We start from the raw sequence: 23924 nt of genomic DNA, 5'->3' as shown, positions 1-23924 counted from the left end.
TATAGAAGAAACTGAATTGACGTACTGGTTGGTTTGTTCAGTTTTCAAAGATCGAAAATGCGTTGGCCGCTTCAAAACAGCGACTTAATCAATATACCATGGTGGGCTGTTTAAGTCAACAACTTTTTCATGGATTTTTGCGTTCCGCCGCGTCTCTCTTAATGCGACATTTAATAATTTACCATGCCTGAAAAACGTTTGCAACATGTTTTTTATATTTTTCTGGGTCCATTAAATCTTCGGAATGAATTCCCCCTATTCTAGCGGACTCAGCAATATCATTTGATTCGTTTTTGGGAAACGTAACGTGTCTGAATGAATGATGTGAAGCTCAAGGATTTGTGGGACAAGCTGAAGACAGATATGATAATTAAGAGGGTTCATCCGATTTAACATACAAAAGAGGAGGCTGCCGCCAATGACGGAAGATTCAATATGTCCATGGGCCAAATCAGACGCGACTATGATCCATTATCACAATACAGAATGGGGACGGCCCAGCCATGATGATACTTATTTATTTGAAATGATCAATTTGGAAGGGGCTCAAGCAGGCCTTTCTTGGAAAACAATATTGCATAAGCGTGAGGGTTACCGGCGCGCATTTTACAATTTTGACATTGAGCAATGTGCCGCTCTCTCGGAATCCGACCTTGAACATATTCTGGAAACGGGTGAGGTGGTCCGCCATCCTCAGAAAATAAAAGCGGTGAAGTCCAATGCATTAGCCGCGCAGCGTATCCAACAGGAGTTCGGCAGTTTATCCGATTATATCTGGCAGTTTACAGACCATAAGCGCATCATCAGCCATCACGAAAATATGTCGGCTATACCAGCCAAGGACGAACTTTCTGAAAAAATAAGCAAAGATTTAAAAAAGCGCGGATTTAAGTTTGTCGGTCCTGTCATTGTCTATTCCTATCTGCAGGCTATCGGTGTAATTGATGACCACCTCACCACGTGTCCTTACCATACCGAGAACGTAAAGTAACCGCCCTTGCCTCAAAAGGGCGGTTTTTCACTTAGGTTGTGGCGCGAAATAGCAAAAACCAAACCCCTCACAGGCTAGCTGTCGGGGTCATCTCGCACTTCATTTTCTTTTTTCGGGTTAAATCACCCACAAGTGCAGGGCTGATAAGGACAATATACCTGGCAGGCCAAGGATGCCTGAGACCACGGCAGTAAATACATTAATCGGAACATGCAGCCCGAACCCTGCTCCCAGCACATTAAGGAAGAAAAGGAGCAGCACTCCGATCACGACCCTGGAGGCAGCTTGTCCTAACCAGCGCACCGGGTGGGCCGGCATACCGACCACTAGTAAAAAGGGAATTGCTAAAGCCAGAATAAGAATAATTAAAATCGGATCCAACGTATAACCTCCCTGTGACGATCATGTACTACAATCCTATGATGCGTTTCACAGAGATAGTACAACCCTATCCCGAAAGAGCATTAATGTTGCGCTTCCTCGCTTCCCTTAACAAATAAAAGTACTTCGCTTTCGTCAAATTAAGGTCCTTCAACCCCTCTTCGGTGGGCTCGACGCTATGCTGGATGATGTTGTTCAAAGTGGCCCATTCCTGTCTCAAATGCTGAATGTCCCGCAATAACTGCTGATCAATGTCTTTTTTAATCTTTCTTTTCCTGACCATGACTGCCACCACTCCTATAGTTCTCTTCGCCCTTCCATAGCTTTCGAGAGGGTCACTTCATCGGCATACTCCAAATCGCCGCCCATCGGTAAGCCATGGGCGATACGTGTGATTCGAATTCCTGAAGGCTTGACCAGACGGGAAATGTACATGGCAGTCGCTTCCCCCTCAACATTTGGGTTCGTCGCCAGTATCAATTCCTCGACACCTTCATCTTTCAAACGGTTGATAAGACTGGCTACGTTGATGTCCTCTGGTCCGATGCCATCCATTGGTGAAATGGCACCGTGCAGCACATGATACTTGCCGCTGAATTCTTTCATCTTTTCCATGGCAATTACATCCTTGGGATCTTGCACCACGCAAATCAGCTTATTGTCTCGTGAATCATCCTGGCAAATCGAGCAAGGATCTTGGTCCGTGATGTTGCCGCAAGTCGAACAATGCGTCAGCTCGCGCTTAGCGCTCACTAATGATTTTGCAAAATCCAGGACATCGTCTTCTTCCATTTCCAGCACGAAAAAAGCCAGGCGAACAGCCGTCTTCGGGCCAATCCCTGGCAGCTTTGTAAAACTATCAATCAGCTTGGAAATCGGTTCAGGATAATACATTCAAACGCCTCCTAGAACATACCTCCAGGCATACCTTTGGTAAATTCACCCATAGTTTCGTTCGTTTTGTCGTCCACTTGCTTCAAAGCATCGTTCGTCGCTGCAAGAATCAAGTCCTGGAGCATTTCAACATCTTCGGGGTCGACAACTTCTTCATTAACCTCGACATCTGTTAATTCCTTTTTTCCGTTTGCAACGACTTTAACCATGCCGCCGCCAGCTGTTGCTTCAAAGGTCATCTCATACAGTTCTTCTTGAGCTTGCTCCATTTTCTTTTGCATCTTCTGCATTTGTTTCATCATATTGTTCTTATTCATTCCTCCGCCACCACGCATGGGCGATTCCTCCTTTAAAATCAATCATGTATTGTAATGCGATCGTCTCCGGCAAGCTTACGGGCTTCAGAAATCAACGGATCTTCTTCGTCCTCTTCCTCTTTTTGACCTTCAGATTCAGCGTCGGGTTCTTCGCCTTCGTTTTGCTTACGGATGTATTCTTCCCGAACTTCCTGCCACTTCGGTTCGGGTATCGGTATAATGGTAACATGTTTTCCGATATATTCCGCAAGCAATGGCTCGATTGTTTGTTGATGGTCCATGGCCAGTGAACAATGGATATCGTAACGGAAAGCAAGTACCAGCCCATTTTCAGAAGCAGCTCTCGGTTTACTGTTCAATAATGTGGCATGGGCCGGAGCATTGTTCCGCTTCAAGGATTCCATAAAGTTGGCCCATTGATCTTGAACCTTTTTGATTTCTTCTTTTGAAGCTGCGCTTAATACTTGGCGAATGCGTTCATAAGGGACTTTATAACCATTTTTATTGTTCCGCTGCTGGGACCGTTTTGGCTGAGAAGCAGAAGCTGGTTGTTCCTTAGCCGCAGGCGGATGCTGTTTGAGTTGCTTCATTTCACGCTCAAGCTCGTCTATTTTTCGGGTGAGCTGTTCGACAGCGCCTGAATCTCCGGCAGCTTCCTTCTTGAGATCAGCAATGTTCAAGAGCGCAATCTCAATGAACACTTTCGGACTCGTCGTCCATTTCATCTCACGCTGACATTGGTTAAGTTCCTGAATGGCTTGCTGAATCCATTGGGCAGACAACGTCTCAGTCAACGATTTAAACTGCTCGTCAGGCAATGCGCGCTCTAAATTTTGCTCAAGGCCAGGCGTGCTCTGATACAATAATACGTCTCGCAAATAATAGATCATATCAAAAACAAAACGACCGATATCCTTGCCGTGCTGAATCAACACATCCACTTGCTGCAGCGCTTCCTTAACATCTTGAGCACGCAGGGCTTGCAAGATAGCTGCGAGTTTCTGTTGGGAAACAGAGCCGGTTACAGCCAGCACATCGTCCAAGGTTACTTCATCTTCGCTGTAAGAAATGGCTTGGTCGAGCAGACTTAACGCGTCCCGCATACCACCTTCAGCTGCGAGCGCCACGACTTCTAATGCCCCACGTGCCACCTGTACGCCTTCTTCTCCCGCAATTTTCTCCATTTGATCAACCATCGACTGTTGCGAGATGCGTTTAAAATCAAAGCGCTGGCACCGGGAAATGATCGTCAACGGTATCTTATGGGGCTCTGTAGTAGCCAGGATGAAAATGACATGTTGGGGCGGTTCTTCCAACGTCTTCAATAAGGCATTGAAGGCGCCGATGGAAAGCATATGAACCTCATCAACGATGTACACCTTATAATCAAGGGCGCTCGGAGCATATTTCACCTTGTCACGAATTTCCCGAATTTGTTCAACGCCGTTATTTGACGCTGCATCAATTTCGATCACATCGGAAATCGAACCGTCTTGAATCCCAAGACAGGCCGGGCACTCATTACAAGGCTCGTTTCCAGGAGAGCGTTCACAGTTCACGGCTTTAGCAAAAATTTTCGCAGCACTTGTCTTCCCTGTCCCTCTTGGCCCAGAGAATAAATAAGCATGAGAAAATTTATTCTGCTCAATCGCATTTTGCAGCGTACGCGTAATATGCGATTGTCCTACTACGTCTTCAAAATTTTTCGGCCGCCATACACGATATAAAGCCTGATAGCTCATAGAACGTTCTCCTTTTAAAGTGTCCCCTCTATTATACCTGAATGGAAGGGTTAATGTGAACCTAAGCCCTTTCATTCTCGCCATTAAATTCCTGTCCTGTTTGGAGCGCACGTTTCTTCCTATAAGAAAAACTCACCTGATGCCAGGTGAGTTTTTCCGTTGGTTATGTATGCCGTGCACCCGCTGTCGATGACGCTGCCCCAAGCGTTACCCAAGTTGATGGCTCGACCCAGGCGCTCCCGCGGCACACGGGAATGACAGCTTACTGCTGCTTCCTTCCGGACCTGACAGGATTCACTGGTTCCCATTGCGCGGGACCTGGGTGTCAACACCACTCCCTTGAGGCAGACCTTGAAACAACATCACCTCGAGCGGGGATTCGGCCTTGCTATAGCGGATTGCAAGTACAGGGCACCGCTACCTCCCCGCTTAGCACGGCATATTCCAGTATAGCGATTATCTCTCGAAAATGCAATCATTTATCACTGTGAATGAGGAGGGAATTTAGCTTGTTTTTTTTGAAGCCTGAGTTGACGGAAGAAATCACGCAGCATCTCGGCACAATCTTCCCCGAGCACGTTGGCTTCAACGTCGACGGTATGATTGAAGCGGTCATCTTCTAATATATTCATTAACGTACCGGCACAGCCTGCTTTGGGATCATAGGCTCCAAAGACAAGCCTGGGAATCCGGGATTGTAAAATCGCACCGGCGCACATCGGGCAAGGCTCTAACGTGACGTATAACGTGCAGTCTTCCAGCCGCCAGCTGCAAATGACCTCGTTTGCGTGTTCAATCGCAATCATTTCGGCGTGCGAAGCGGTACGCTGGCTTCCTTCCCGTCGATTAAAACTTCTAGCTATCACGGCATCTTCATGGACGATGACCGCGCCGATCGGGACTTCTCCCTCGGATTCGGCTTTGCGGGCCTCTTCGATTGCCAGGGTCATATAATGCTCATCTTGTGTCATTTGATTCACGCTCCATTTTTGCCGGCCACGGCTGCTGGAATACTTTATCATAACCTGTTTGTTTGGTTCATAAACTTGTCAGAGGGAAGTCGGGAAAGGAGTGATAGCATGCAAATCCACGTCGTTCAATCCGGGGAGAACCTTACGTCGATTGCGCAATTATATCAATCAACGCCTTCAGCGATCATTGACACTAACGAACTTGAAACACCAGGCGATCTCGTAGTCGGTCAGGCCCTAGTTATTCCGATTGACGGCCAATTTTATTTTGTCCAGCCTGGAGACAGCCTGTACTCCATTGCTAATAAATTTGGCACGACCGCAGAAGAGTTAGCCCAAATCAATCAAATCCAGGTAAATGGTGTGCTGCCAGTAGGGTTTCGCTTGTATATTCCCCCCACACCGAAAACCAATACTGAAGTGAATGCTTACATTGAACCCTATGGGGACCAAGTGTCTGAAAATCTGGTGGAAGCAGCGCGCAACCGGTCCCAATACCTCACCTACCTTGCGCCTTTCAGCTACAGGATACAAAGCGATGGCTCACTGGCCCCGCCTCCATTAGATGATTTTGCCGCGAGCGCCGAAAATAACAATGCCTCCTTGATGCTCGTCGTGACGAACCTCGAGGAAGGCGGCTTCAGTGACGAGTTAGGCCGCACCATCTTGTCGGATGAGAACCTTCAAAATACACTGCTCGATAACATCATTCAGACAGCTCAGTCCGGAGGATACAGGGATGTCCACTTTGACATGGAATATTTACCGCCTGACATGAGAGAAAGTTACAATCAGTTTTTAAGAAAAGCAAAGCAGCGTCTGGCCAATGAAGGCTTGTTGATGTCGACTGCCCTGGCTCCTAAAACGAGTGCCCAGCAAGAAGGGGCATGGTACGAAGCCCATGATTATCAGGCACACGGTGAAATAGCCGACTTTGTCGTTTTAATGACATATGAGTGGGGCTACAGCGGTGGACCGCCGCTTCCGGTATCGCCGATTGATTCCGTGCGCGAAGTTGTCGATTATGCTCTGACGGTAATGCCGGCCGATAAGATTTTGTTAGGTCAAAATTTGTACGGCTATGACTGGACACTGCCTTACGAAGAAGGGGGAGAACCAGCAGAAGCCATCAGTCCGCAGCAAGCGATCCAACGAGCCCGGCAATATAACGTGCCGATTGAATACGACACCGAAGTGCAAGCGCCGTTTTATACCTATACGGATGAAGCAGGCAATGAGCATGAAGTATGGTTTGAAGACGCGCGGTCGATTCAAGCCAAATTCGATCTGATCAAAGAGTTAGGTTTGCGAGGCATCAGTTATTGGAAGCTCGGCCTCTCCTTCCCCCAAAACTGGGTGCTGCTTGACAATAATTTTAACATCGAAAAAACATAACGCTCACACCAGCTTTTTGCTATAAACCTGCAGCCGCCCGCGCGCTGTCATGCCATTTTGGTCAAATATACGCTGCATCGCCTGGTTATCGATATCCGTAACCCCAATACACGTTTCGGCCCTGAATGCCTTTTTAAGTAAATTCAGGGCCTGTTTGTGTGCGGATTGACCAAACCCCTTCCCTCTCGCTTCCGGGACGAGTCCGAGAAAGAATATGCGCCCTTCAGCTTCGGTGCCAGGTTCAATATGCGGGAGCACTACCCCGATCGCTTGGCCACGGGCAACAATTTGATAGCACGAGTCAAGATAACATTCTCCAAGTTCCGCCTGCAGACTGTTGAAGGCTTGTTCAGCATTAGAATCGACCGGATAGCCTGCGAGACAGCGCTGCCAAAGCTCCACAAACTCTCGTTCATGTTCACGCGACACGAGCTGTAAACGAACGCGGTCCTCGCCTGATGTTTCCAAATGAAGGTCTGTCTTCTCCACAATTATTCTCTCTTTATTTAATTGATAGCCCTGCTCCTCTAAAATTTGGCGTGCTTCTCGTTCCAGCTCACCTTCATAAACCAGCCCTAAACGGTGTTTACGTTGGGAAGACGCCTGGTGCTCTAACCTTTGAAGGAATACGGCCAGGTTTCCACAGCGAGCTGCTCTAACCGTTCTACCGTCATATAATCAGGGCCTTGTAATACACTGACCGGAAATTGATCCAAAGAAGCCATGCGGACTACTCTCCCGGACGCACGAACGCAATGTGACGATACTCAACCTCGGCCTCGTCCCATGCGGTTTGAAGACCCTTGGATTCTATGTCATCGACAGCCAATTGACAGTAAGGGATGCTCACTTCAATCGGGCGTTCAAATGGAAAAGGATCTACAGAGACAGTTGACTCATCTTTCCAATGGGCAATCATACCGTCCGGTGCAAATTCAAAGTGCTGCCTGAATCCGTCTTTGAACCACGGCAACTCATCTTCTTTGGCTACGCCGGGTTGCTGGGCACAAATATAAAGGGATAGGTCATCACAGAATTGCAGCCGTTTGAAATGAAGATCATAAATATCTTGCGGCAGGTTCATCTCCATCGTTCGAAACAAGCGTTCCTGCCGGGTCGTCTCGTGATCTAAAAAATGTCTGATATCGGCGTCCTGAGAACCGGAAGAAAAAAAGGATTGGTAATGACTGCTGCACAAAATCGCAGCATAAGCCGATCGCTGCTCTACTTCATCAATCCCACGTTTATAGGCGGCCAGCTTTTCCTTTAACGGATAATCCACAAACGTAAACGGTTGTTCTTTTCGCTCGTTCCAAAGCGGATGTCTATCCAACGGGATCCAGGCACGATCATGCTCAGCCACCGCCCAATCCGCCTCTTCACGCACTTTCGACCGAATCAAATACTTTTCTTTCCAGTTCCTTACCATCGTACCTGAAGCCAGTGCATGATGATGCTGCGTAATCAATACAAAACCATCTTCTAGTCTATTAACGATCATAGTGACCCTCCTTTTTGCTATAAAATCGCCCGTATGTTTGGTTAGGCTAACGGTATATGTATGGGTGAGGGCTCGCTACCCCTGTATCAAGATAACCGTATCCGTCTCGAATCCGGCACAATTCAGCTAACCCAATTATAGGGCATTCTCTATCATCGTACCAGAATAAGGATTACAAAAAATTACGACAACTTTCCCGCGGTGCACTCTAACTTTAACTCTCTCACTGTCCAATTCTATTGGTTGGAAAACTTGAAATCGAGGTATTCGAGGCCCTTTAGGGTATGAGGCTTGGATTGCCTTGGAAACAACTCGCTTTCCTGCGGGGAACCGGCAAGCCTCCTCCTTCGCTTCGCTCCCTGCGGTGTCTCGCCGAGCTCTTTTTCCCGCGGGAGTCTCCTTGTTTCCAAGCCAACCCATTTTCATTGATAAAACGGACCGATCTATATGAGGAGTGATATGCAGTTCTCCAAAATCGACCACTGAGAACTCTATAGCGCATAGCAAGCAAGGCCGCTTACCTTAGGGATAATGTAGATCCCAGTTATTGATTGAGAGGATGATCGCAAAAACGAGGCACAATCACTCCACGGAATGCAAGTTGTCCAGATAACTACTCTATAATTGAATAACCTGGGGCCCTTATTAACACCACCTCACATAGCCTAAAAAAATAAACGCGCTCTCCCTGGTTACGGAGAGCGCGTTTATTGTCTTTTATGATTCAAGCAATTTCAAAGATTCGCGGTTAAAGGCCGGCAGATCATTAGGATTACGACTTGTAACCAGTTGATCCTGACAAACAACCACTTCTTGATCTTTGAAATCAACACCTGCATATTCCATGTCGACGGCAATGGACGTGAAGCCTGTAGCTGAACGGCCTTCAAGCGCTTTGGCCGTGATCAACAGCTGCGGACCATGACAGATAGCGAAAACCGGTTTTTTCTTATCCATGAAATGCTTCGTGAACTTCACGAATCGTTCATCTGCACGTAATTGATCAGGAGAAAAGCCACCAGGAATTAACAGGGCATCGAAGTCTTCGGGACTGACATCGTCGATCCCTTTATCAATTTGAACAGTAGCGTCACCCTGTTTACCAGAGACTTGCTTGTCCGCTTCTTTTTCAATGGTGACCACATTATGACCGGCTTTTTCTAAAGCCTCAGCTGGACTGGTATATTCGACATCTTCAAATAAATCGGTTATTACACATGCAATCTTACTCATAATCTAATCCTCTCCTTTTAAGGTTAAGGTTCATTCCACACTCATCCTGTTCCCAGGCCAAGCTGACAATAAACCTCACGTATGGAAAGAATAGGTTATTCATTCGTGTTCATCCTTCGCTGAAAACTGTTGGAACGCATTTTGACGCTGGTTCTCATACACTTCCCGCCCGGCAATCGAATTGACGATATGCACATTGCGGTTAACAGACAGCCCCAAATTAGTCGCACCTGCGCCGTGTGAATGAACAAGATCAGTCAGCATAAACACGTGATGGTCTCGATTATCCTGGAAAACTAACCGGTAATCCCGTGACACCTTCAGATCTCCTTCCCCCTCCCACTCGACTTGATCACCAAAGCGATCGATCAGCCATTGCGGGATATGCGGATGATAACCTGTTCCTAACACGACTTTGTCCGTTTCATAGTCAAACCGCTTCCCTTCCTGCCACTGGTGACAGGTGAGAATATACTTCCCATTACGCGCCGTGATGTCCTCTACATCGATCATCGGCTGGATCCTGACATTCGTCTCTTTGTGCCCGACCGATTTATGATATAAGGTATCATACAGTTCCTTCAGCGTGTCGGGGTCAATCCCTTTGCGCAAGGGGTCCAATATATCAAGCGTATCTTTCCGTTGTGTGTAATCAAGTGAATAAAAATAATCTACATAATCCGGAGTGAAAAACTCCTGGGCGAATTTAGCGGTATCAATTTGAAACAAACCACCTGAACGGGTCAAGAGCGACAGATGCATGTCTTGCCTTTCCTGCTCTTTCAATAAATCAAGAAATACCTCGGCGGCACTTTGTCCGGAACCGACGACTGTGACATGCTTCGCTTTCAATAAATTTTCCCGTTCGAACAAATAGCGGCTGGTATGCAAAACATCCTCATTAGGCAGCCGCTCCATCCCATTGATCAGGAGCGGGTCACTTCCGGTGCCAATGACCACATGCCGGGAAAACCAGGATAAAGTCTCGCCGGTCGTACGTTTTTTAACCACCACTTCATAATAGGGATGATCCTCCCCGTCATGGTCAATCAAATCAACTACCTCATGGCCGAAATAAAGCCCGTTCAATCTTTCAGCGACCCATTGGAGGTAGTCATTATATTCCTGACGGGGCGCTTTGAATTCACTATGGAAAAAGAAAGGAAACAGGCGGTTCTGATGGTGCAAGTAGTTCAAATACGTGTAAGGACTGGTCGGGTCAGCGAACGTAACCAAATCAGCCAGAAACGGCACCTGTAAATTCATTTTCTCCAGCATCATCCCGGGATGCCAATCGAATTCTAATTCTTGTTCAAAAAATATGGCTTCCACATCTTCTGTACCATCTATCAACGCGGCCAGTCCCAAATTGAACGGACCGATTCCTACCCCAATCAAATCGTGAATGTCTTCCTTCATTAATGCTCACTTCCTTACCGGCTTGCCGTATGGTCTCTTCTCGATTCTTTCCACATTTGATCAAAAACAATCACCAATACCGTTCCCACGATTAACCCGTTACTCACTACATTTTGGACAAGCGCGGGAAGATTGCGGAACACTTCGGTTGGTAAAAACATTATGCCAATCCCTATCAAAAACGAAACACAGAGAATTGTCAATTTCCGCTGATCGAGGGTTTCGCTGGCAATATTACTCAGCCCAAGCCCCATTAACTGTACGAATGTCGCTAATAAAGCCGCGTTAGCAACAGGCGACGGAATGCCTGAAATAAAGGCAACCAGTTGCGGGAAGAAAGCCAGACCTGTCATGACAAGCGCCGCATACATGAAAGGGGATTTTCGTTTTTGGCCCGTCAAATCTGCGAAACCGGCCGAAGAAGCCAACGGCACATTTGCGACCGCCGAAAACATCCCCGAAATCCCGTGCGTCACACCTAAGAACGCACTGCCTCGATTGATCTGATCTAAACGGTAAGCCGGGCGACCATGTAAAGACTGACTCACCGCGACAACAGACGCCACCACATTTGAAAGAAGAATAACAGCCGTAATGAAAGCAATCGGAAGCAAACTCCAGTCAAACTGTGGCGCACCCCAAGCCAGCCACTCTGGTGAGGCAAACGTGCGGACTCCATCCGAACCTCCTGTTTGCTCCGCTCCTATCACAATCCGATAGAAAACCCAGCCAGCCAGGATGCCAATCAAAACTGCATACCCTTTCAGCCACCCTTTTCCAAAAATGGACAACACCAATACGAGGAAGAACGTACCAAAGGCAATCATGGCTTCGCTGCTATGTATCCCTTCCACTTCTTGTTGGATTCCCAGCATGCCTCTTAGAAACGTTCCACTCAATTGTACAGTAAGCAGAAATAAAAAGGCCCCGGTCACCATCGGGGTAAATAAAGACAGCACCTTTTGGGACAGCTTGAACAGGCCAAACACCGCAAGGAAACCACCTGTTAACAGCATCATCGCTTCCAGGCTTTGCAGGGTTTCCCTGCCGCTTTGGCCTGCTTGAGCCCCTGTTACTGCCATTACGGCAAAAATACTGATCCAAAGGCCAGCCGGCCCTTCCATGATCGGAAGGCGATGACCCAACCACCCTTGCAAAAACGTGGTGACGCCCACCACAAAAAATGTTCGCTGCATCAAACCGGCTGTTTCAGAAAAATCCAATTCAAAGATCGAGCCAATTACAATCGGTAACGCTACGGCACTTGCTAAGAGAAACACAAACCATTGCAGCGTTTCTAAAGCCGTGCGTGCTATCTGACGCTCTCCCATGACTAAATTCCCCGCCTTAACTAAAAAATCTATTATTCTTGTGCTGTCGTATCCATCAACGCTTGCAGTTCAAGGCGGTTTTCGAGCAAATCTTCCAGCGTATATTGATCCAGAACCCCGAGAAATGCCTGCAGTGCATCGCCTAATACATGCTTTAATTTACAGGATACGGTGATGACACACGCATTCGTATCTGCATCAAAGCACTCCAGAATCGTAAAGTCGTCTTCCATCTTTCTTACCACACTTCCGACATTGATGAAAGCTGGGTTTTTCGCCATACGAATACCGCCTGCACGACCACGTATGGTTTCAACCAGGTTGTGTTTATTCAACTGGTTTACGACTTTGCCTAAGTGATTTTCAGACACGTTGAACACATCTGAAATCTCCTTAATGCTGGATAATTCACCTTCTGGTTTAGAGCCTACATAAATCAATACCCTCAAAGCATAATCCGTATATTTTTTTAAACGCATAATGAAGACTCCTTCTTCAAATTTCTCTTTTAACCTGCCTTCAGTTTCAGTCGGGTCAACCACCACGCCTGGAACGTTTCACGTGGAACGTCCAGTTCCTCTCAGTGGTCAGTCAGATAAAACGCGCTGCCCTTCCGAGGGGCAACGCGTTCTCCTATAAGGTGATTACTCTTCTAGTGTCGACGTGTCTCCTGTCGGAAGTCCAAGTTCCCAGGACTTCAACAGGCGGCGCATGATTTTACCGCTGCGCGTTTTTGGAATGGTATCGGTAATCTCTATTTCTCTCGGTGCCGCATGCGCTGCTAGGCCGGATTTAACGAACTGACGAATGTCTTCAAGCAGCTCGTCATTTTCGGTATACCCTTCATTCAAGGTGACGAACGCTTTAATAATCTCGCCACGTTCCGGATCGGGCTTTCCGATGACGCCGGCTTCAGCTACAGCTTCATGTTCAATCAATTTGCTTTCAACTTCAAATGGCCCGACGCGCTCGCCGGATGTGTTAATGACATCATCCAAACGACCCTGGAACCAGAAGTAGCCATTTTCATCCTGGTACGCACTGTCGCCAGACACATACCACCCATTAATGAAGTAGCTTTCAAATTTACCGGGGTTTTTCCAAATAGCGCGCATCATGGAAGGCCACCCTTCTTTGATCGCCAGGTTCCCCATCTGATTGGCAGGCAGCTCGTTGCCCTCATTATCGACAATAGCCGCTTCAATTCCAGGGAATGGCTTACCCATTGAACCTGGAAGCACATCCACAGCCGGATAGTTACAAATGAGCATCGCTCCAGTTTCGGTCATCCACCATGTGTCGTGGATTCGCAAGTCAAACACTTTGACGCCCCAGGTAATGACCTCTGGGTTAAGCGGCTCACCAACGCTTAGAATGTGGCGCAAGGAAGATAGATCGTGTCTTTTAACGGGCTCGTCCCCTGCGCTCAACAATTTACGGAAAGCCGTCGGAGCGGAATACCACACACTGATATTATGTTGAGCAATCGTTTCGTACCAGGCATCCGGGCTGAAACGACCGCCGCGTACGACGTTGGTCACGCCATTCAACCACGGTGCAAAAATCCCGTAGCTTGTCCCGGTAACCCAGCCTGGGTCTGCCGTACACCAGTAAACATCGCCTTCTTTCAAATCCAGCACCCATTTTCCGGTTTGGTAATGCTGAAGCATTGCATTGTGCACGTGGTAAACGCCTTTTGGCTTACCGGTTGAACCTGACGTGTAATGAAGCAGCAAGCCATCTTCCAGGTCCACCCACTCAATATCAAAGTCCTGAGACGCGCTGTCCATTTCTTTATGATAATCAATATAGTCATCCGACACGCCTGACGTGTCGCCTACGAGCACGACTTGTTTAAGGTTCGGCAAATCGTTTTCCGGTACACGCTCAAGTAGCTCCGGCGTGGTGATGAGCATCGTTGCCTCACTGTCCTCAAGACGGTCGCGGACCGCCTGTTCCATAAAGGCTTCAAATAGCGGACCGGCAATCGCGCCCACCTTCAAAATACCTAAAAATGCAGCATAAAATTCCGGGCTCCTTGGCATAAACAAGAAAACACGGTCGCCTTTCTCTATGTTGTGCTTTTTCAATACATTGGCAAACTGGTTACTTTTAAACTTCAAGTCTTCAAACGTTAAGGTTTCTTCACGTTCCGGGTCGGTGTAAATCAAAGCAGGCTGATCCTTTTTGTCTGGATTATCGGCATGACGGTCAATCGTTTCATAGGCGATATTGACCTTCCCGGTTTCGCTCCAGGTAAATTCGCTCTTCACACTTTCCCAATCGAAATTCTTATACGCTTCCTGATAGTCCTGCAGGTTATGATTACCTGTACGTGCTGGAATGGTTTGCATGTCCATAAAAAAATCACCTCATCGAATAGTTTGGAAACGGTTTCTCGTTTAAGTATAAAAAAGCAACGCTTCTATTTATATATAAACGCTTGCTTTCTTATTTAAACTTTTCTAAAGATTTCGTGAATTACTTCTTATTTTAGTCGAAATAGGGAGAATTTTAAAGTGATAAGCCATAAGATTTACATAATAGTTCCTTTGACCCGTTTCTCCTTTAAATTGACAGAGATAACCGGGGTTTATATAATAGGCTTCGTTATACCACCGTTTTGCTAGGATTTTACCGTAACAAAAGAAAAAAAATCTTCACATACACTTACGATAAAAGAAAGGAGTCATAATATGGCCGAACGAGACGAGGACCAGCTGGAGGATTTATCGCTGCTCGGTAATCAAGCCACCTCTTACTCATTTGATTACGATCCCACTGTGTTGGAAACCTTTGAGAACAACCATCCGCAACGTGATTATTTCGTGAAGTTCAACTGCCCGGAATTTACGACGTTATGCCCTAAAACCGGCCAGCCGGACTTTGCCACCTTGTATATCAGCTACATTCCGGATATCAACATGGTAGAGAGTAAATCACTCAAGCTCTATCTTTTCAGTTTTCGTAACCATGGCGGTTTTCATGAAGACAGCGTCAATATGATAATGAACGATCTCATCGACTTGATGGACCCGCGCTATATTGAAATTTGGGGAAAATTCACGCCTAGAGGTGGCATTTCGATTGATCCTTTTTGCAATTATGGCAAGCCTGGTACGAAGTTTGAACAGATGGCCGAACACCGGATGATCAATCATGACCTCTACCCTGAACATGTCGATAACCGTTAACCACTCATAAGAGACCAAGGTATCGCATTATGAAACGAACAAAAGAGTGGGTGGACAAAACTAAATAAAACAAAAAATCCGAACGTTCGCTGAAATCGTTCGGATTTTTGTGTTTTAGAGTCGCTTTCCACAGGAACGGATTGGGTTACAAACGAATATGATGAGAGGTTTGTTCGTCGTTATGGAAATAGAAGAAACTCAATTCAAAGGCAAAATAAGCGATCAGAAGACCTCCTAAGAGCGCAATAGACTGTGAGATGATATACATTAATACCTGCGCTACAACATAAGCGATCAATGCGACCAGTAAACTGCGTTTCCAGACGGCTTTGCGCTTTGATAAATAGGTCCGAAACAACCTGATCCCCCCTTTTTGATATGATTCAAATCTTATTCCTTAAAGATACGCTCGAAACCTAAAAAACGTTTCATCGTGATGAGTAAAAAAACAGCATGGGTGACCCCAGGTGCCACCACATGCTGTCATAGCGATACTAAGTCCGCGATTTTGTTAGTGCTTATCGTTTTTATATTGCATATAGACAACTTGTGTCGCCAGGAAGTCTTCCATTCCATGGCGTCCATCCGTGCCGCCAAGGCCGGATTTCCGCATGCCGGCATGGTAGCCTTGAACCGCTTCAAAGTTTTCGCGGTTAACGAACGTTTCACCGAAGCGCAGTTCATTCGTAACCCGCATGATTTCGTTCATATCCTCACTGTAGACAGAGGAAGATAGCCCATACTCGGTATCGTTGCCTTTATCAATGGCTTCATTCAAATCAGAAAAAGTCGTGACAGGAATGACGGGGCCAAAGATTTCATCTTGGATGACTTCCATTTCCTGCGTAACATTTTGCAGAATGGTCGGCTTATAGAAATAGCCTGTTTCCACGTCAGCCGGCTCGCCGCCTGTGACGACTTCAGCTCCAGCTGATACAGCGTTCTTCACCATGCTATCGACCGTTTCAAGTCGATCCTGGCTCACGAGTGGACCAATGTCAGCATCCGTGCTTTCGCGTGGATTGTCAATCGACTTATTTTCAAACTGGGCTTTCAGCTTGTCGATCAGGTCTTCGGCAACACTTTCGTGCACGTAAACCCGTTCTGCGTTTGTACAAGCCTGCCCATTGTTGGCTAATCTTGATATTGTAATATTCTCAGCTGCGACATCTAAATCGGCGTGGGCGGTTACGATAGCAGGCGCTTTCCCGCCAAGTTCGAGATTGACTTTGGTAATGTTTTGCGCAGCGGCTTCCATTACCTTGGTGCCGGCTGGTATACTGCCAGTCATAGTCACCATGTCGACATCTTCATGCTTGGCTAACGCGTTGCCGATTTCCGAACCGGTGCCAGTGATGAAGTTATAAACGCCTTTAGGAATCTCGTCCATCTCATCGATGAGTTTTGTAAATTCTGACGCAGTATTAGGCGTTTGCTGGCTCGGTTTCAGCACAATGGTGCACCCTGTTACCAACGCTGTTGCCACTTTGCGGGCAAGAATGAAGACAGGGAAGTTCCAAGGCACAATCCCTGCGACGATGCCGATCGGTTTTTTATAAATGAATATATTTTCATTCTCCCGATCGCTCGGGACGATTTCGCCTTCAATACGGCGTGCCCATTCCGACGTGTATCGGAAATAGTCGATAGCCAGATCTACTTCGCCACTAGCTAGTTCGTAATCTTTTCCTTGCTCCTGTTGCAGCAAATCAATGAACGTGGCACGATTCTCTTCTATTTTATCTCCGAGTTTGCGTACAATTTGACCGCGCTCAATATTAGGGGTCAACTCCCAGCCCTTTTGAGCCTGCCGAGCAGCTGTTACCGCTCGGTCTACATCCTCTTGTGTGGCTTTAGGTGTCTGAGATACCACCCCTTCAGTCGCGGGGTTGATGATATCAAGCCATTCATTAGCTGTTGAATCGACATATTCGCCGTTTATATATAAATGATGGGTTTGCAATATAGAACCTCCTTTAAGCGTTCTATACAATATCTACCACATGCATTCTCTGATTAAACAAACCGATAGACCGATGACTAAGGCTTGAGGTTCCTATATAATGGAGAAAAGCGGTGGAGGTGAAGCAAGTGAGACGGAATCTTTTATCGTGGCTGTTTGCTGCTGTGGGTTTGATGAACTTGATTGCTTCCGTTGTGCTTCTATTCGTCATGTCTGAACTGATCATCGGCAGTGTCCTGCTCGGCTCTGGTGTATTGTTTTTAGTGGCAAGCCGCATTGACTGGAACGAAAACCACGATGGCGGCGATGAGGACAATGATAGCCCGAAAGCGCAAAATGAATGATTGATGAACCACCTTCAATCAGCCGTTTTGATGTGAGCAAGCACCTCGGGCAGGCTCATGTCTTGTTTCGATTGGAGTGTCAGCAACGTGCGATCGCTAAAGGTAAGATGGCGCGTTGTATCATTTGGAACGACTACACATTGAATGCCCGCATTAATGGCTGCTAATGACCCGTTCGGGGAATCCTCGAATACGAGCGCTTCCTCTGCACCAAGATTCAACTGAACCAGTACGTTCTGATATACAGCAGGATTTGGTTTCACTTCACTCACATCATCCGCACAACTGATCACATCAAACCACCCGCTCATTCCGATCATATCCAAATGCCACTCAATCCAGCTCCTAGGTGAACTAGAAGCGATGCAGACCGCCAATCCCATGTCCCGGGCTTGTTTGATATAATCTACAACACCTTCACGAAGTTGGGCAGTCTGGATAAGCGCATCATACTGTCGCTCTCGTGTTCGTTTGAATTCGCTCCGTTCACGTTCAGGACAGGCTTCGCATAAAGCCGCGTAAGGATCGTACGATAGAGCGGTCCCGATCTTTTCTAACCATTCCTCCTCCGGAAATGGAACGCCATGTCCCTCATACAGTTCCCGAAATGACTGAAGCTCGATCGTTTCGGTATCTAAAATCAAACCATCGAAATCAAATATAATCGCTTTTATCATACCATGACCTCCTTACCCCTTTAGACGATTCTCATCACCATTAAGTTCTATCGTGACCCCTGCTGCTGACGGTAGGCTTTGTTCTGTTTCGTCGTCAAAAAGACACCGAGTAAGACAAACGCTCCGCCTAAAATTTGCTGCATTGCGATCGTTTCGCCCAGGAAGAGAAAGGCCAGTGCTGCCGTCACGACCGGAATTAAATTGAGGAAGATCGATGTTTTAGCAGGGCCGATCATGGCCACGGCCATATTCCAGGCCAATAACGCGATGACGGCCGGAAAGATGCCAGTATACAAGACGCTAAACAGCACCTTCATGCTCCAATCAATTTGCAAGCCCCCGAACATCCATTCTCCCAACGCTGCCACGACAAATAGCACTGCATTGCCCACAAGCAGCATAAACAACAAGCTTCCATATAACGGAAATTTGGGTCCATGCTTCGTGACGAGCAACGAGTAGGTGGCCCAGCAAATGACCGCTCCTAGCATAATTAAATCACCTAGATTAAAACCGAGATTCAGTAACACCTCGAGCGAGCCTTGGGTCACGATATAAATAACACCCAAAAAAGATATGATAACGCCAAGCAGCTGTCGTTTGCCTAACCGCTCATTCAAAAAAAAGAAACTGAGGATGATCGCTACAGAAGGGGTCAGAGCCTCGACGATCGATGCGTTGATCGTCGTCGTATAATCGAGTGCCATATACACGAGTGCCGGGAATAAAACAATTCCGGTAATGGCCATCCCCGTCAGGGCTTTCCATTCCTGCAGCATAGTCTTTCGTGTATGCTTAAACTGACGCCGAGCAAACGTCAACACGAGAAGAAGAGCAATGAACGTGCGAAACCAGGCTAGCGTGAAAGGAGGGATGGCCTCCGCAGCTAATTTACCTGCGATAAAGTTACCTGAAAATAAAATGATTGCAAATAGGACAAGTCCGTATGCTTTCATGAGACGCTGCCTCCTTTCCTATCTATCTACTCGTTTAAGGCTCCCCAATGGAGAAGCCGTCGAACAACCGGCCACCATGAGGAGCCAAGACCTCATCCACCAGCGAAACAATTCCGTCAATTTCACCTTCCTGATAGTAAGCATCTAGTACCCGGATAAAGCGCTGAGCAAACTCTTCATCGAATTGCATTAGCGTACGCGGAATCCACTTTGTTTGGCCGATCCAACACCCGTTGGTCCTTAATGCAAATTCATGGACTAACTCGGCCAATCGCGGCACGATGAAGATCCCCTCACGACGGTGCTTTGCTCCAAGCAAATCATCTAAGGTATCCGTGATAAAATAGCGCTTCTGCCGGATCTGCTCCATACTCCAAGGCGACGGCCCCGCTTCTAGAATCTGCCGTGCTTCTTTTTGCAGGGCATAAGCATGCCCAGTATCTCGAATCACGCGCCCTTCTGCAACCATTTGCGGCAAAGAGGGGCGAGCCCGTTCAATATCCTGGCGGTAAAAGGACTGATAAGAAGTCAAATTATGGACAAACAACTCCACAGGCCATTCCTGATAAAAAAAGGAGCGGCGATGTGACGCTTCAACATTCGGGTCGAACACGACTATATCCAAGTCAGACGTATGCGTATCTTCCCCTCTGACCACACTCCCGCACAGCAAAACCGTACTGCTGTCTTCAAACATCTCCTCGGCAAGTTCAACAGCTGCATTCAACGCGTCTTGATTCATTCCATGTCCCCCCTGGGCTTCGTTCCTCATTGCCTATTATTCTACCAGACCTCACCTGAATATATAGAAAATTTTGCAAATCAAAAACTTCACAACCGTGAAAATCGTCCTATTAGTGAAAACTTATAGTTCAGGAGGTGTCTAATGAAATCAGCACTAATAGGGTGTCTAAGCGCCCTTACCCTCATGCTTACAGCAGGGTGCAATGGCGAAGAAGAAGCAGAATCTGAGCATGAGGAGTTGGAAGCAGAGATAGAGGAGGAAGTCGATTATGAGGTGACCATTCCAACGTTCGAAGACTATCAGATGCACAGCACTATATTACAAACGCGTCCACAATCCGATCTTACCCAGGTCAAGATCGGCTACAATCTGCCTGACGATGAATCGAGTTCCTTAAGCGAGGATGCTAAAAGCAGATTGGAAGAACAAGAGAATCAAACCGTATTACGCGGAAATCCGGAAGATGAATCACGTTTAATCGTAACGATTACCCCAGGGGAGCCCGGGTTGATGGATGCGGAGACGACTCAGGTGGACGGGACAGAAGTTACTTTTAAAGAGCAGCCCAGTCAAGGAGGGACGTATGCTGTATCATTTGAGGAAACGTCTTATGCTTTGCGGACCATGTTCAGTGAAAAAATGAAGCAGGAAGAAGCCCTGGATAAGATGGAAAACTTGATTTCACAAGTTCAGGACTAAAAAAATCAGCGTATGACACAAAAGGGCTCCCTCTCCCTTTTTCTCCATAAAAACAAGGACTGGTGTAAACTCACCAATCCTTGTTTTTTGTAAAGAAAACCCTACCAAGAGTACTTTCAATTAAAAGGATCATGATCCTCTTTTACGAGATCTGCCATTTCGCTGCGACTGACGGATAGCTTTTTATGCTCCAGCCCCCACTTATTCATACTGCGCAAAAACACTTCAGTCGTTTGACCGTACTCAGTCATTTTATACGCGACCTTAGGGGGGACCTCCTGAAAGTCGATTCGTTCCACCAGGCCATCTTCGATGAGTTTGTTCAGCTCTCTTGATAGAATACGAGATGAAATATCTCCATCCACTGCCCGTTTCAATTCATTGAACCTGATGCTTTCCACATGAAGCAGCTTCCAGAGAATCAAACCCTTCCATTTCCCACAAACTACTTCTAGTGTAATACCGATTGAAGTTCCCACTCATTTTCACTCCGTATCACTGTGATCCTCCGCTTGATGATGATCGACAGCTTTTTTATAACCTTCCATCATCCCTTGAGCATATACTTTATTCAGTACACTCATTGTCTGAGGAACGATATGTTCATTTGTCTCGTCTGTATGTTTCTCCCATAAAGCGACTAATTCTAGAAATTCTTCAAATATTGGGAAAATAGGCGTTATGTTACTCCTCAATCTCTCACCCCAATTGTACTACAAAATGATAGTGTGCTCTTTAATTTTATTGGGTTTTATTCCTCCCCACAAGTACTTACAAAAGTGTAACTGCCAATTAATTTCATGTATTTTCCAGTCTGTTCGATAGTCACTCCGTCCTTTTGTCCCCTCTGAGCCCCGTTATAGACAAACATACAATCAAATTTTCTCCTATCGACGTATCATAAGGACAGTACACAATAGTGAACAGGTACCTGGTACGATTGTCTACAATTAGACAATGCCGCCCCAATACGATATATTTTATATGAACAAAAAAATATATTATTCATATATTCAAAAAGGTGGGGTAACGCTATGCCACGTGGCTTTTCTGCAGACGAATCGGATAAAATCATGGCCACTCTCAAGGTAAAAGGTCGTTCATTATTTGCACAATACGGCATTCGCAAAACGAGTGTCGCCCAGCTTACGAAAGCAGCCGGGATATCACAGGGCTCGTTTTATCGGTTTGTTGAATCAAAAGAGCACTTATTCTATCAGCTATTAGGAGAAGAGGAAGAGCGCATCAAACAAACACTGGCACCCTTCCTTAAATTGGAACAGCCAACCGTCGATAGCTTTAAACAAATGTTGCTGACAGCGGTCTATGAAGTGGAAAACAGCGCGCTTCTTTCTCTTTTATTCATACCTGAAGAATACGAAGCCTTAAAGCGCAAAGTCGACCAGCTTCATCTGGATGCTCATACGTTAGACGACCTGGAAGAGCTCCAACCAATCATTAAGCGCTGGCAGGCAAATGGATGTATGAAACATATCGAGCCTGAGATTATCACATCCACTGTTCGTGCCTTTATGTTGCAATCTTTACACAAACATGAGATCGGAGCGGCCTGGTACGACAAAACGATAGAGGTCATGGCAGAAAGTTTAGCTGCTTATCTTATCAAAAGGGGGTGAATGAACATGATTCGGGTTGAAAATCTCAGCTATACCTATCCCCGTGGACTTTCCCCTGCACTGAGTGATTTATCATTCAAAATCAGCCCGGGTGAAATCTTCGGCTTAATCGGTCCATCTGGTGCCGGCAAAAGCACACTACAAAAACTATTGACGGGTCTCCTGCCCACCTTCGAAGGCAGCATGACGATATGGAACTATGACATGCACCGTCTTCCGAGAAGTTTCTATAATATGATCGGCGTTGTTTTTGAAACAGCAGATTTCTATGAAAAATTGACAGCAGTAGAAAACCTCGAATTTTTTGGTTCTTTATATAAGCAAACGACAGGCGATCCTATGTATTGGCTGGAACGCTTCGGACTGATTGAAGCTGCTCATCAACGCGTAGGAAGTTTCTCGAAAGGCATGAAAATGAGGCTGAGTTTGTGCCGCGCCCTGCAGCATGAACCACAATTGCTGCTGCTGGATGAGCCGACATCAGGGCTCGATCCTTCCTGGAGTGTCGTGGTGAAAGACATCTTGAAAGAACAGCAGGAAAAAGGCGTAACGATCGTCCTCAGTACCCATCACATGTCGGTAGCACAAGATATATGTGATCAACTTGCTTTTATTGTCGATGGTGCTATTCCGGTCATTGCACCGCCAAAGCAGCTGCAACTATTATACGGCCAGAAACGCATCAGTTTGACGATCAACTCAGGAGAAGAAAGGGAGGAAGTCGTCGTAGCATTTGACGACTATGACCGGCACTCTATCATCACTGAGGCACTACAAGCCGGGACATTAGAAACGATTCATTCCCAGGAAGCTTCATTAGACGATGTGTTCATTCACGTCACAGGAAGGAAGTTAGATGGATGATGACACTTCTGAAGCAAGATATCCGCTTTCAGTGGCGCCACGGCTTCTATCTCGTATATGTGATCGTGACGTTGTTTTACCTGATGGTGCTGGGCTTCGTCCCTGACACATGGAAGCTCGAAACAGCTACGGCTATCATTTTCACAGACCCGACCATGCTGGGGTTCTTTTTCATCGGTGCCATGGTCTTGTTTGAAAAAGATCAAGGGATCTTCCGGCCACTATCCGCAGCGCCAGTCCGACGAAGTTTCTACGTGCTCAGCAAAGTCATGTCATTGCTGTCCCTGTCCCTATCTAGCAGTCTCGTGATTCACATCGGATCCATCGGCGTACCGGAGCACCCCGCCTTATTTATACTGGGCGTTGTCTTAAGCTCAATCTTTTTTACCTTGGCCGGATTTGCCCTATGTATCCACTTAACTTCGATTAACCAGTATTTAATGTTTGGGGCTATCGTCATCACGAGCCTTTACGTGCCGCTTTTGGAGTTGATACCAGGATTCTCTCACATCATCTGGTATCTTTTCCCGGCACGTGCAGGACTCAGTTTACTTTATCCGCTTGCAGGAGACCCTGCCTGGTGGGGCATGGCTACCGTTTTATTCCTCTGGATATGGTTGTTTTTCTTTATTGCTCATCTTTCATTAAAACGTGTGCTAAGGGGGTAACA

Annotated in this window: 28 protein-coding genes and 1 other RNA gene; 8 read left to right on the top strand and 21 right to left on the bottom strand. The window is 46.6% G+C overall.

All coding sequences use genetic code 11. The features are described from left to right. Nucleotides 1-418: 418 nt before the first annotated feature. On the top strand, nt 419-991 hold the full coding sequence (locus HOP45_RS18280) for a DNA-3-methyladenine glycosylase I (RefSeq protein ID WP_181350824.1): 573 nt from the start codon (nt 419-421) through the stop codon (nt 989-991). A gap of 117 nt (nt 992-1108) precedes the next feature. Here the strand turns inward: HOP45_RS18280 and HOP45_RS18275 are convergent, their stop codons facing one another. From HOP45_RS18275 to tadA, 7 genes are all read right to left on the bottom strand, one after another. Continuing rightward, entirely contained in the window at nt 1109-1372 is a 264-nt protein-coding gene (locus HOP45_RS18275) for a pro-sigmaK processing inhibitor BofA family protein (protein WP_181350823.1), read from the bottom strand. 67 nt (nt 1373-1439) lie between these two features. Beyond that, a complete protein-coding gene (locus tag HOP45_RS18270) occupies nt 1440-1655 on the bottom strand; it encodes a YaaL family protein (RefSeq protein ID WP_181350822.1) in 216 nt (71 codons plus the stop codon). Between the two features lie 14 nt (nt 1656-1669). After that, a complete protein-coding gene (gene recR / locus HOP45_RS18265) occupies nt 1670-2266 on the bottom strand; it encodes a recombination mediator RecR (RefSeq protein WP_181350821.1) in 597 nt (198 codons plus the stop codon). A gap of 11 nt (nt 2267-2277) precedes the next feature. After that, a complete protein-coding gene (locus tag HOP45_RS18260) occupies nt 2278-2601 on the bottom strand; it encodes a YbaB/EbfC family nucleoid-associated protein (RefSeq protein ID WP_181350820.1) in 324 nt (107 codons plus the stop codon). Between the two features lie 20 nt (nt 2602-2621). Then, nucleotides 2622-4325, bottom strand: coding sequence for a DNA polymerase III subunit gamma/tau (dnaX, locus tag HOP45_RS18255; protein WP_181350819.1), 1704 nt, complete (start codon nt 4323-4325; stop codon nt 2622-2624). Nucleotides 4326-4497: 172 nt separating this feature from the next. Then, nucleotides 4498-4763, bottom strand: an RNA gene (gene ffs / locus HOP45_RS18250) — signal recognition particle sRNA large type. Between the two features lie 44 nt (nt 4764-4807). Then, entirely contained in the window at nt 4808-5296 is a 489-nt protein-coding gene (gene tadA, locus HOP45_RS18245; RefSeq protein ID WP_181350818.1) for a tRNA adenosine(34) deaminase TadA, read from the bottom strand. A 108-nt stretch (nt 5297-5404) separates the two neighbouring features. Here tadA and HOP45_RS18240 point away from each other — a divergent pair, with 108 nt between their 5' ends. Next, a complete protein-coding gene (locus tag HOP45_RS18240; RefSeq protein ID WP_181350817.1) occupies nt 5405-6691 on the top strand; it encodes a glycoside hydrolase family 18 protein in 1287 nt (428 codons plus the stop codon). 3 nt (nt 6692-6694) lie between these two features. Here HOP45_RS18240 and HOP45_RS18235 read toward each other — a convergent pair whose 3' ends face one another. From HOP45_RS18235 to acsA, 7 genes are all read right to left on the bottom strand, one after another. Continuing rightward, the gene (locus HOP45_RS18235) at nt 6695-7180 is read right to left on the bottom strand and encodes a GNAT family N-acetyltransferase (protein WP_181350816.1); all 486 of its coding nucleotides are present in this window, start codon (nt 7178-7180) and stop codon (nt 6695-6697) included. Between the two features lie 241 nt (nt 7181-7421). Then, nucleotides 7422-8192, bottom strand: a complete 771-nt coding sequence (locus HOP45_RS18230; protein WP_181350815.1) for a DUF3891 family protein — start codon at nt 8190-8192, stop codon at nt 7422-7424. 717 nt (nt 8193-8909) lie between these two features. Next, on the bottom strand, nt 8910-9425 hold the full coding sequence (locus tag HOP45_RS18225; RefSeq protein ID WP_219914675.1) for a type 1 glutamine amidotransferase domain-containing protein: 516 nt from the start codon (nt 9423-9425) through the stop codon (nt 8910-8912). 99 nt (nt 9426-9524) lie between these two features. Continuing rightward, on the bottom strand, nt 9525-10844 hold the full coding sequence (locus HOP45_RS18220) for a lysine N(6)-hydroxylase/L-ornithine N(5)-oxygenase family protein (protein WP_181350814.1): 1320 nt from the start codon (nt 10842-10844) through the stop codon (nt 9525-9527). 14 nt (nt 10845-10858) lie between these two features. Then, nucleotides 10859-12175 carry a purine/pyrimidine permease gene (locus tag HOP45_RS18215; RefSeq protein ID WP_181350813.1) on the bottom strand — a complete coding sequence of 439 codons (1317 nt, stop codon included), beginning with the start codon at nt 12173-12175 and terminating at the stop codon, nt 10859-10861. Between the two features lie 32 nt (nt 12176-12207). Continuing rightward, nucleotides 12208-12654: an Rrf2 family transcriptional regulator gene (locus HOP45_RS18210; protein ID WP_181350812.1), complete on the bottom strand. Its 447-nt coding sequence runs from the start codon at nt 12652-12654 to the stop codon at nt 12208-12210. Between the two features lie 165 nt (nt 12655-12819). Continuing rightward, nucleotides 12820-14535 carry an acetate--CoA ligase gene (gene acsA, locus HOP45_RS18205; RefSeq protein ID WP_181350811.1) on the bottom strand — a complete coding sequence of 572 codons (1716 nt, stop codon included), beginning with the start codon at nt 14533-14535 and terminating at the stop codon, nt 12820-12822. Nucleotides 14536-14871: 336 nt separating this feature from the next. On the opposite strand from acsA, the gene queF reads away from it, so the two are divergent. Further along, complete coding sequence (gene queF / locus HOP45_RS18200) at nt 14872-15369, top strand: preQ(1) synthase (RefSeq protein ID WP_181350810.1); 498 nt, start codon at nt 14872-14874, stop codon at nt 15367-15369. Nucleotides 15370-15514: 145 nt separating this feature from the next. Here the strand turns inward: queF and HOP45_RS18195 are convergent, their stop codons facing one another. Next, nucleotides 15515-15727 carry a hypothetical protein gene (locus HOP45_RS18195; protein WP_181350809.1) on the bottom strand — a complete coding sequence of 71 codons (213 nt, stop codon included), beginning with the start codon at nt 15725-15727 and terminating at the stop codon, nt 15515-15517. A 153-nt stretch (nt 15728-15880) separates the two neighbouring features. Then, a complete protein-coding gene (gene aldA / locus HOP45_RS18190; RefSeq protein WP_181350808.1) occupies nt 15881-17332 on the bottom strand; it encodes an aldehyde dehydrogenase in 1452 nt (483 codons plus the stop codon). Between the two features lie 128 nt (nt 17333-17460). On the opposite strand from aldA, the gene HOP45_RS18185 reads away from it, so the two are divergent. Then, nucleotides 17461-17676 carry a hypothetical protein gene (locus HOP45_RS18185; protein ID WP_181350807.1) on the top strand — a complete coding sequence of 72 codons (216 nt, stop codon included), beginning with the start codon at nt 17461-17463 and terminating at the stop codon, nt 17674-17676. 14 nt (nt 17677-17690) lie between these two features. Here HOP45_RS18185 and HOP45_RS18180 read toward each other — a convergent pair whose 3' ends face one another. Genes HOP45_RS18180 through HOP45_RS18170 form a run of 3 tightly spaced genes read right to left on the bottom strand, consistent with a single transcriptional unit; the run spans nt 17691 to nt 20051 of the window. Next, nucleotides 17691-18353 (bottom strand): HAD family hydrolase, encoded by a 663-nt coding sequence (locus HOP45_RS18180; protein ID WP_181350806.1) that lies wholly within the window; start codon nt 18351-18353, stop codon nt 17691-17693. Between the two features lie 47 nt (nt 18354-18400). Beyond that, nucleotides 18401-19309, bottom strand: coding sequence for a DMT family transporter (locus tag HOP45_RS18175; RefSeq protein WP_181350805.1), 909 nt, complete (start codon nt 19307-19309; stop codon nt 18401-18403). 34 nt (nt 19310-19343) lie between these two features. After that, entirely contained in the window at nt 19344-20051 is a 708-nt protein-coding gene (locus HOP45_RS18170; RefSeq protein WP_181350804.1) for a nucleotidyltransferase domain-containing protein, read from the bottom strand. Between the two features lie 144 nt (nt 20052-20195). Between HOP45_RS18170 and HOP45_RS18165 the strand changes: the two genes are divergently transcribed. Beyond that, nucleotides 20196-20753, top strand: coding sequence for a hypothetical protein (locus HOP45_RS18165; protein WP_181350803.1), 558 nt, complete (start codon nt 20196-20198; stop codon nt 20751-20753). Between the two features lie 116 nt (nt 20754-20869). On the opposite strand, the gene HOP45_RS18160 is transcribed toward HOP45_RS18165, so the two are convergent. Together HOP45_RS18160 and HOP45_RS18155 are read right to left on the bottom strand one after the other, a co-directional pair. Next, nucleotides 20870-21232 carry a winged helix-turn-helix transcriptional regulator gene (locus HOP45_RS18160; protein WP_181350802.1) on the bottom strand — a complete coding sequence of 121 codons (363 nt, stop codon included), beginning with the start codon at nt 21230-21232 and terminating at the stop codon, nt 20870-20872. 6 nt (nt 21233-21238) lie between these two features. Continuing rightward, a complete protein-coding gene (locus tag HOP45_RS18155) occupies nt 21239-21448 on the bottom strand; it encodes a hypothetical protein (protein WP_181350801.1) in 210 nt (69 codons plus the stop codon). 339 nt (nt 21449-21787) lie between these two features. On the opposite strand from HOP45_RS18155, the gene HOP45_RS18150 reads away from it, so the two are divergent. From HOP45_RS18150 to HOP45_RS18140, 3 genes are read left to right on the top strand one after another with little or no spacing between them, the layout of a single operon-like run. After that, entirely contained in the window at nt 21788-22390 is a 603-nt protein-coding gene (locus tag HOP45_RS18150) for a TetR/AcrR family transcriptional regulator (protein WP_181350800.1), read from the top strand. Between the two features lie 6 nt (nt 22391-22396). Next, nucleotides 22397-23254 carry an ABC transporter ATP-binding protein gene (locus HOP45_RS18145; RefSeq protein WP_181350799.1) on the top strand — a complete coding sequence of 286 codons (858 nt, stop codon included), beginning with the start codon at nt 22397-22399 and terminating at the stop codon, nt 23252-23254. Then, complete coding sequence (locus HOP45_RS18140) at nt 23251-23922, top strand: fluoroquinolone export ABC transporter permease subunit (RefSeq protein WP_181350798.1); 672 nt, start codon at nt 23251-23253, stop codon at nt 23920-23922. Before HOP45_RS18145 ends, HOP45_RS18140 begins: the two co-directional genes overlap by 4 nt. Nucleotides 23923-23924: the final 2 nt, after the last annotated feature.

It is taken from the genome of Thalassobacillus sp. CUG 92003, assembly GCF_013618635.1.
In the GTDB taxonomy this organism is placed as follows: domain Bacteria; phylum Bacillota; class Bacilli; order Bacillales; family Halobacillaceae; genus CUG-92003.
The sequence above is the reverse complement of the archived record's forward strand: the minus strand, read 5'-3'. Positions and strand labels throughout refer to the sequence as shown.

Bases quoted from the DNA above. Each gene is read 5' to 3' on its own strand.
- HOP45_RS18280 (WP_181350824.1), top strand. From the start codon at position 419: ATGACGGAAGATTCAATATGTCCATGGGCCAAATCAGACGCGACTATG.
- HOP45_RS18270 (WP_181350822.1), bottom strand. From the start codon at position 1,655: ATGGTCAGGAAAAGAAAGATTAAAAAAGACATTGATCAGCAGTTATTG.
- recR (WP_181350821.1), bottom strand. From the start codon at position 2,266: ATGTATTATCCTGAACCGATTTCCAAGCTGATTGATAGTTTTACAAAG.
- HOP45_RS18260 (WP_181350820.1), bottom strand. From the start codon at position 2,601: ATGCGTGGTGGCGGAGGAATGAATAAGAACAATATGATGAAACAAATG.
- dnaX (WP_181350819.1), bottom strand. From the start codon at position 4,325: ATGAGCTATCAGGCTTTATATCGTGTATGGCGGCCGAAAAATTTTGAA.
- tadA (WP_181350818.1), bottom strand. From the start codon at position 5,296: ATGACACAAGATGAGCATTATATGACCCTGGCAATCGAAGAGGCCCGC.
- HOP45_RS18240 (WP_181350817.1), top strand. From the start codon at position 5,405: ATGCAAATCCACGTCGTTCAATCCGGGGAGAACCTTACGTCGATTGCG.
- HOP45_RS18230 (WP_181350815.1), bottom strand. From the start codon at position 8,192: ATGATCGTTAATAGACTAGAAGATGGTTTTGTATTGATTACGCAGCAT.
- HOP45_RS18225 (WP_219914675.1), bottom strand. From the start codon at position 9,425: ATGAGTAAGATTGCATGTGTAATAACCGATTTATTTGAAGATGTCGAA.
- HOP45_RS18220 (WP_181350814.1), bottom strand. From the start codon at position 10,844: ATGAAGGAAGACATTCACGATTTGATTGGGGTAGGAATCGGTCCGTTC.
- HOP45_RS18215 (WP_181350813.1), bottom strand. From the start codon at position 12,175: ATGGGAGAGCGTCAGATAGCACGCACGGCTTTAGAAACGCTGCAATGG.
- HOP45_RS18210 (WP_181350812.1), bottom strand. From the start codon at position 12,654: ATGCGTTTAAAAAAATATACGGATTATGCTTTGAGGGTATTGATTTAT.
- acsA (WP_181350811.1), bottom strand. From the start codon at position 14,535: ATGGACATGCAAACCATTCCAGCACGTACAGGTAATCATAACCTGCAG.
- queF (WP_181350810.1), top strand. From the start codon at position 14,872: ATGGCCGAACGAGACGAGGACCAGCTGGAGGATTTATCGCTGCTCGGT.
- HOP45_RS18180 (WP_181350806.1), bottom strand. From the start codon at position 18,353: ATGATAAAAGCGATTATATTTGATTTCGATGGTTTGATTTTAGATACC.
- HOP45_RS18175 (WP_181350805.1), bottom strand. From the start codon at position 19,309: ATGAAAGCATACGGACTTGTCCTATTTGCAATCATTTTATTTTCAGGT.
- HOP45_RS18170 (WP_181350804.1), bottom strand. From the start codon at position 20,051: ATGAATCAAGACGCGTTGAATGCAGCTGTTGAACTTGCCGAGGAGATG.
- HOP45_RS18165 (WP_181350803.1), top strand. From the start codon at position 20,196: ATGAAATCAGCACTAATAGGGTGTCTAAGCGCCCTTACCCTCATGCTT.
- HOP45_RS18150 (WP_181350800.1), top strand. From the start codon at position 21,788: ATGCCACGTGGCTTTTCTGCAGACGAATCGGATAAAATCATGGCCACT.
- HOP45_RS18145 (WP_181350799.1), top strand. From the start codon at position 22,397: ATGATTCGGGTTGAAAATCTCAGCTATACCTATCCCCGTGGACTTTCC.
- HOP45_RS18140 (WP_181350798.1), top strand. From the start codon at position 23,251: ATGATGACACTTCTGAAGCAAGATATCCGCTTTCAGTGGCGCCACGGC.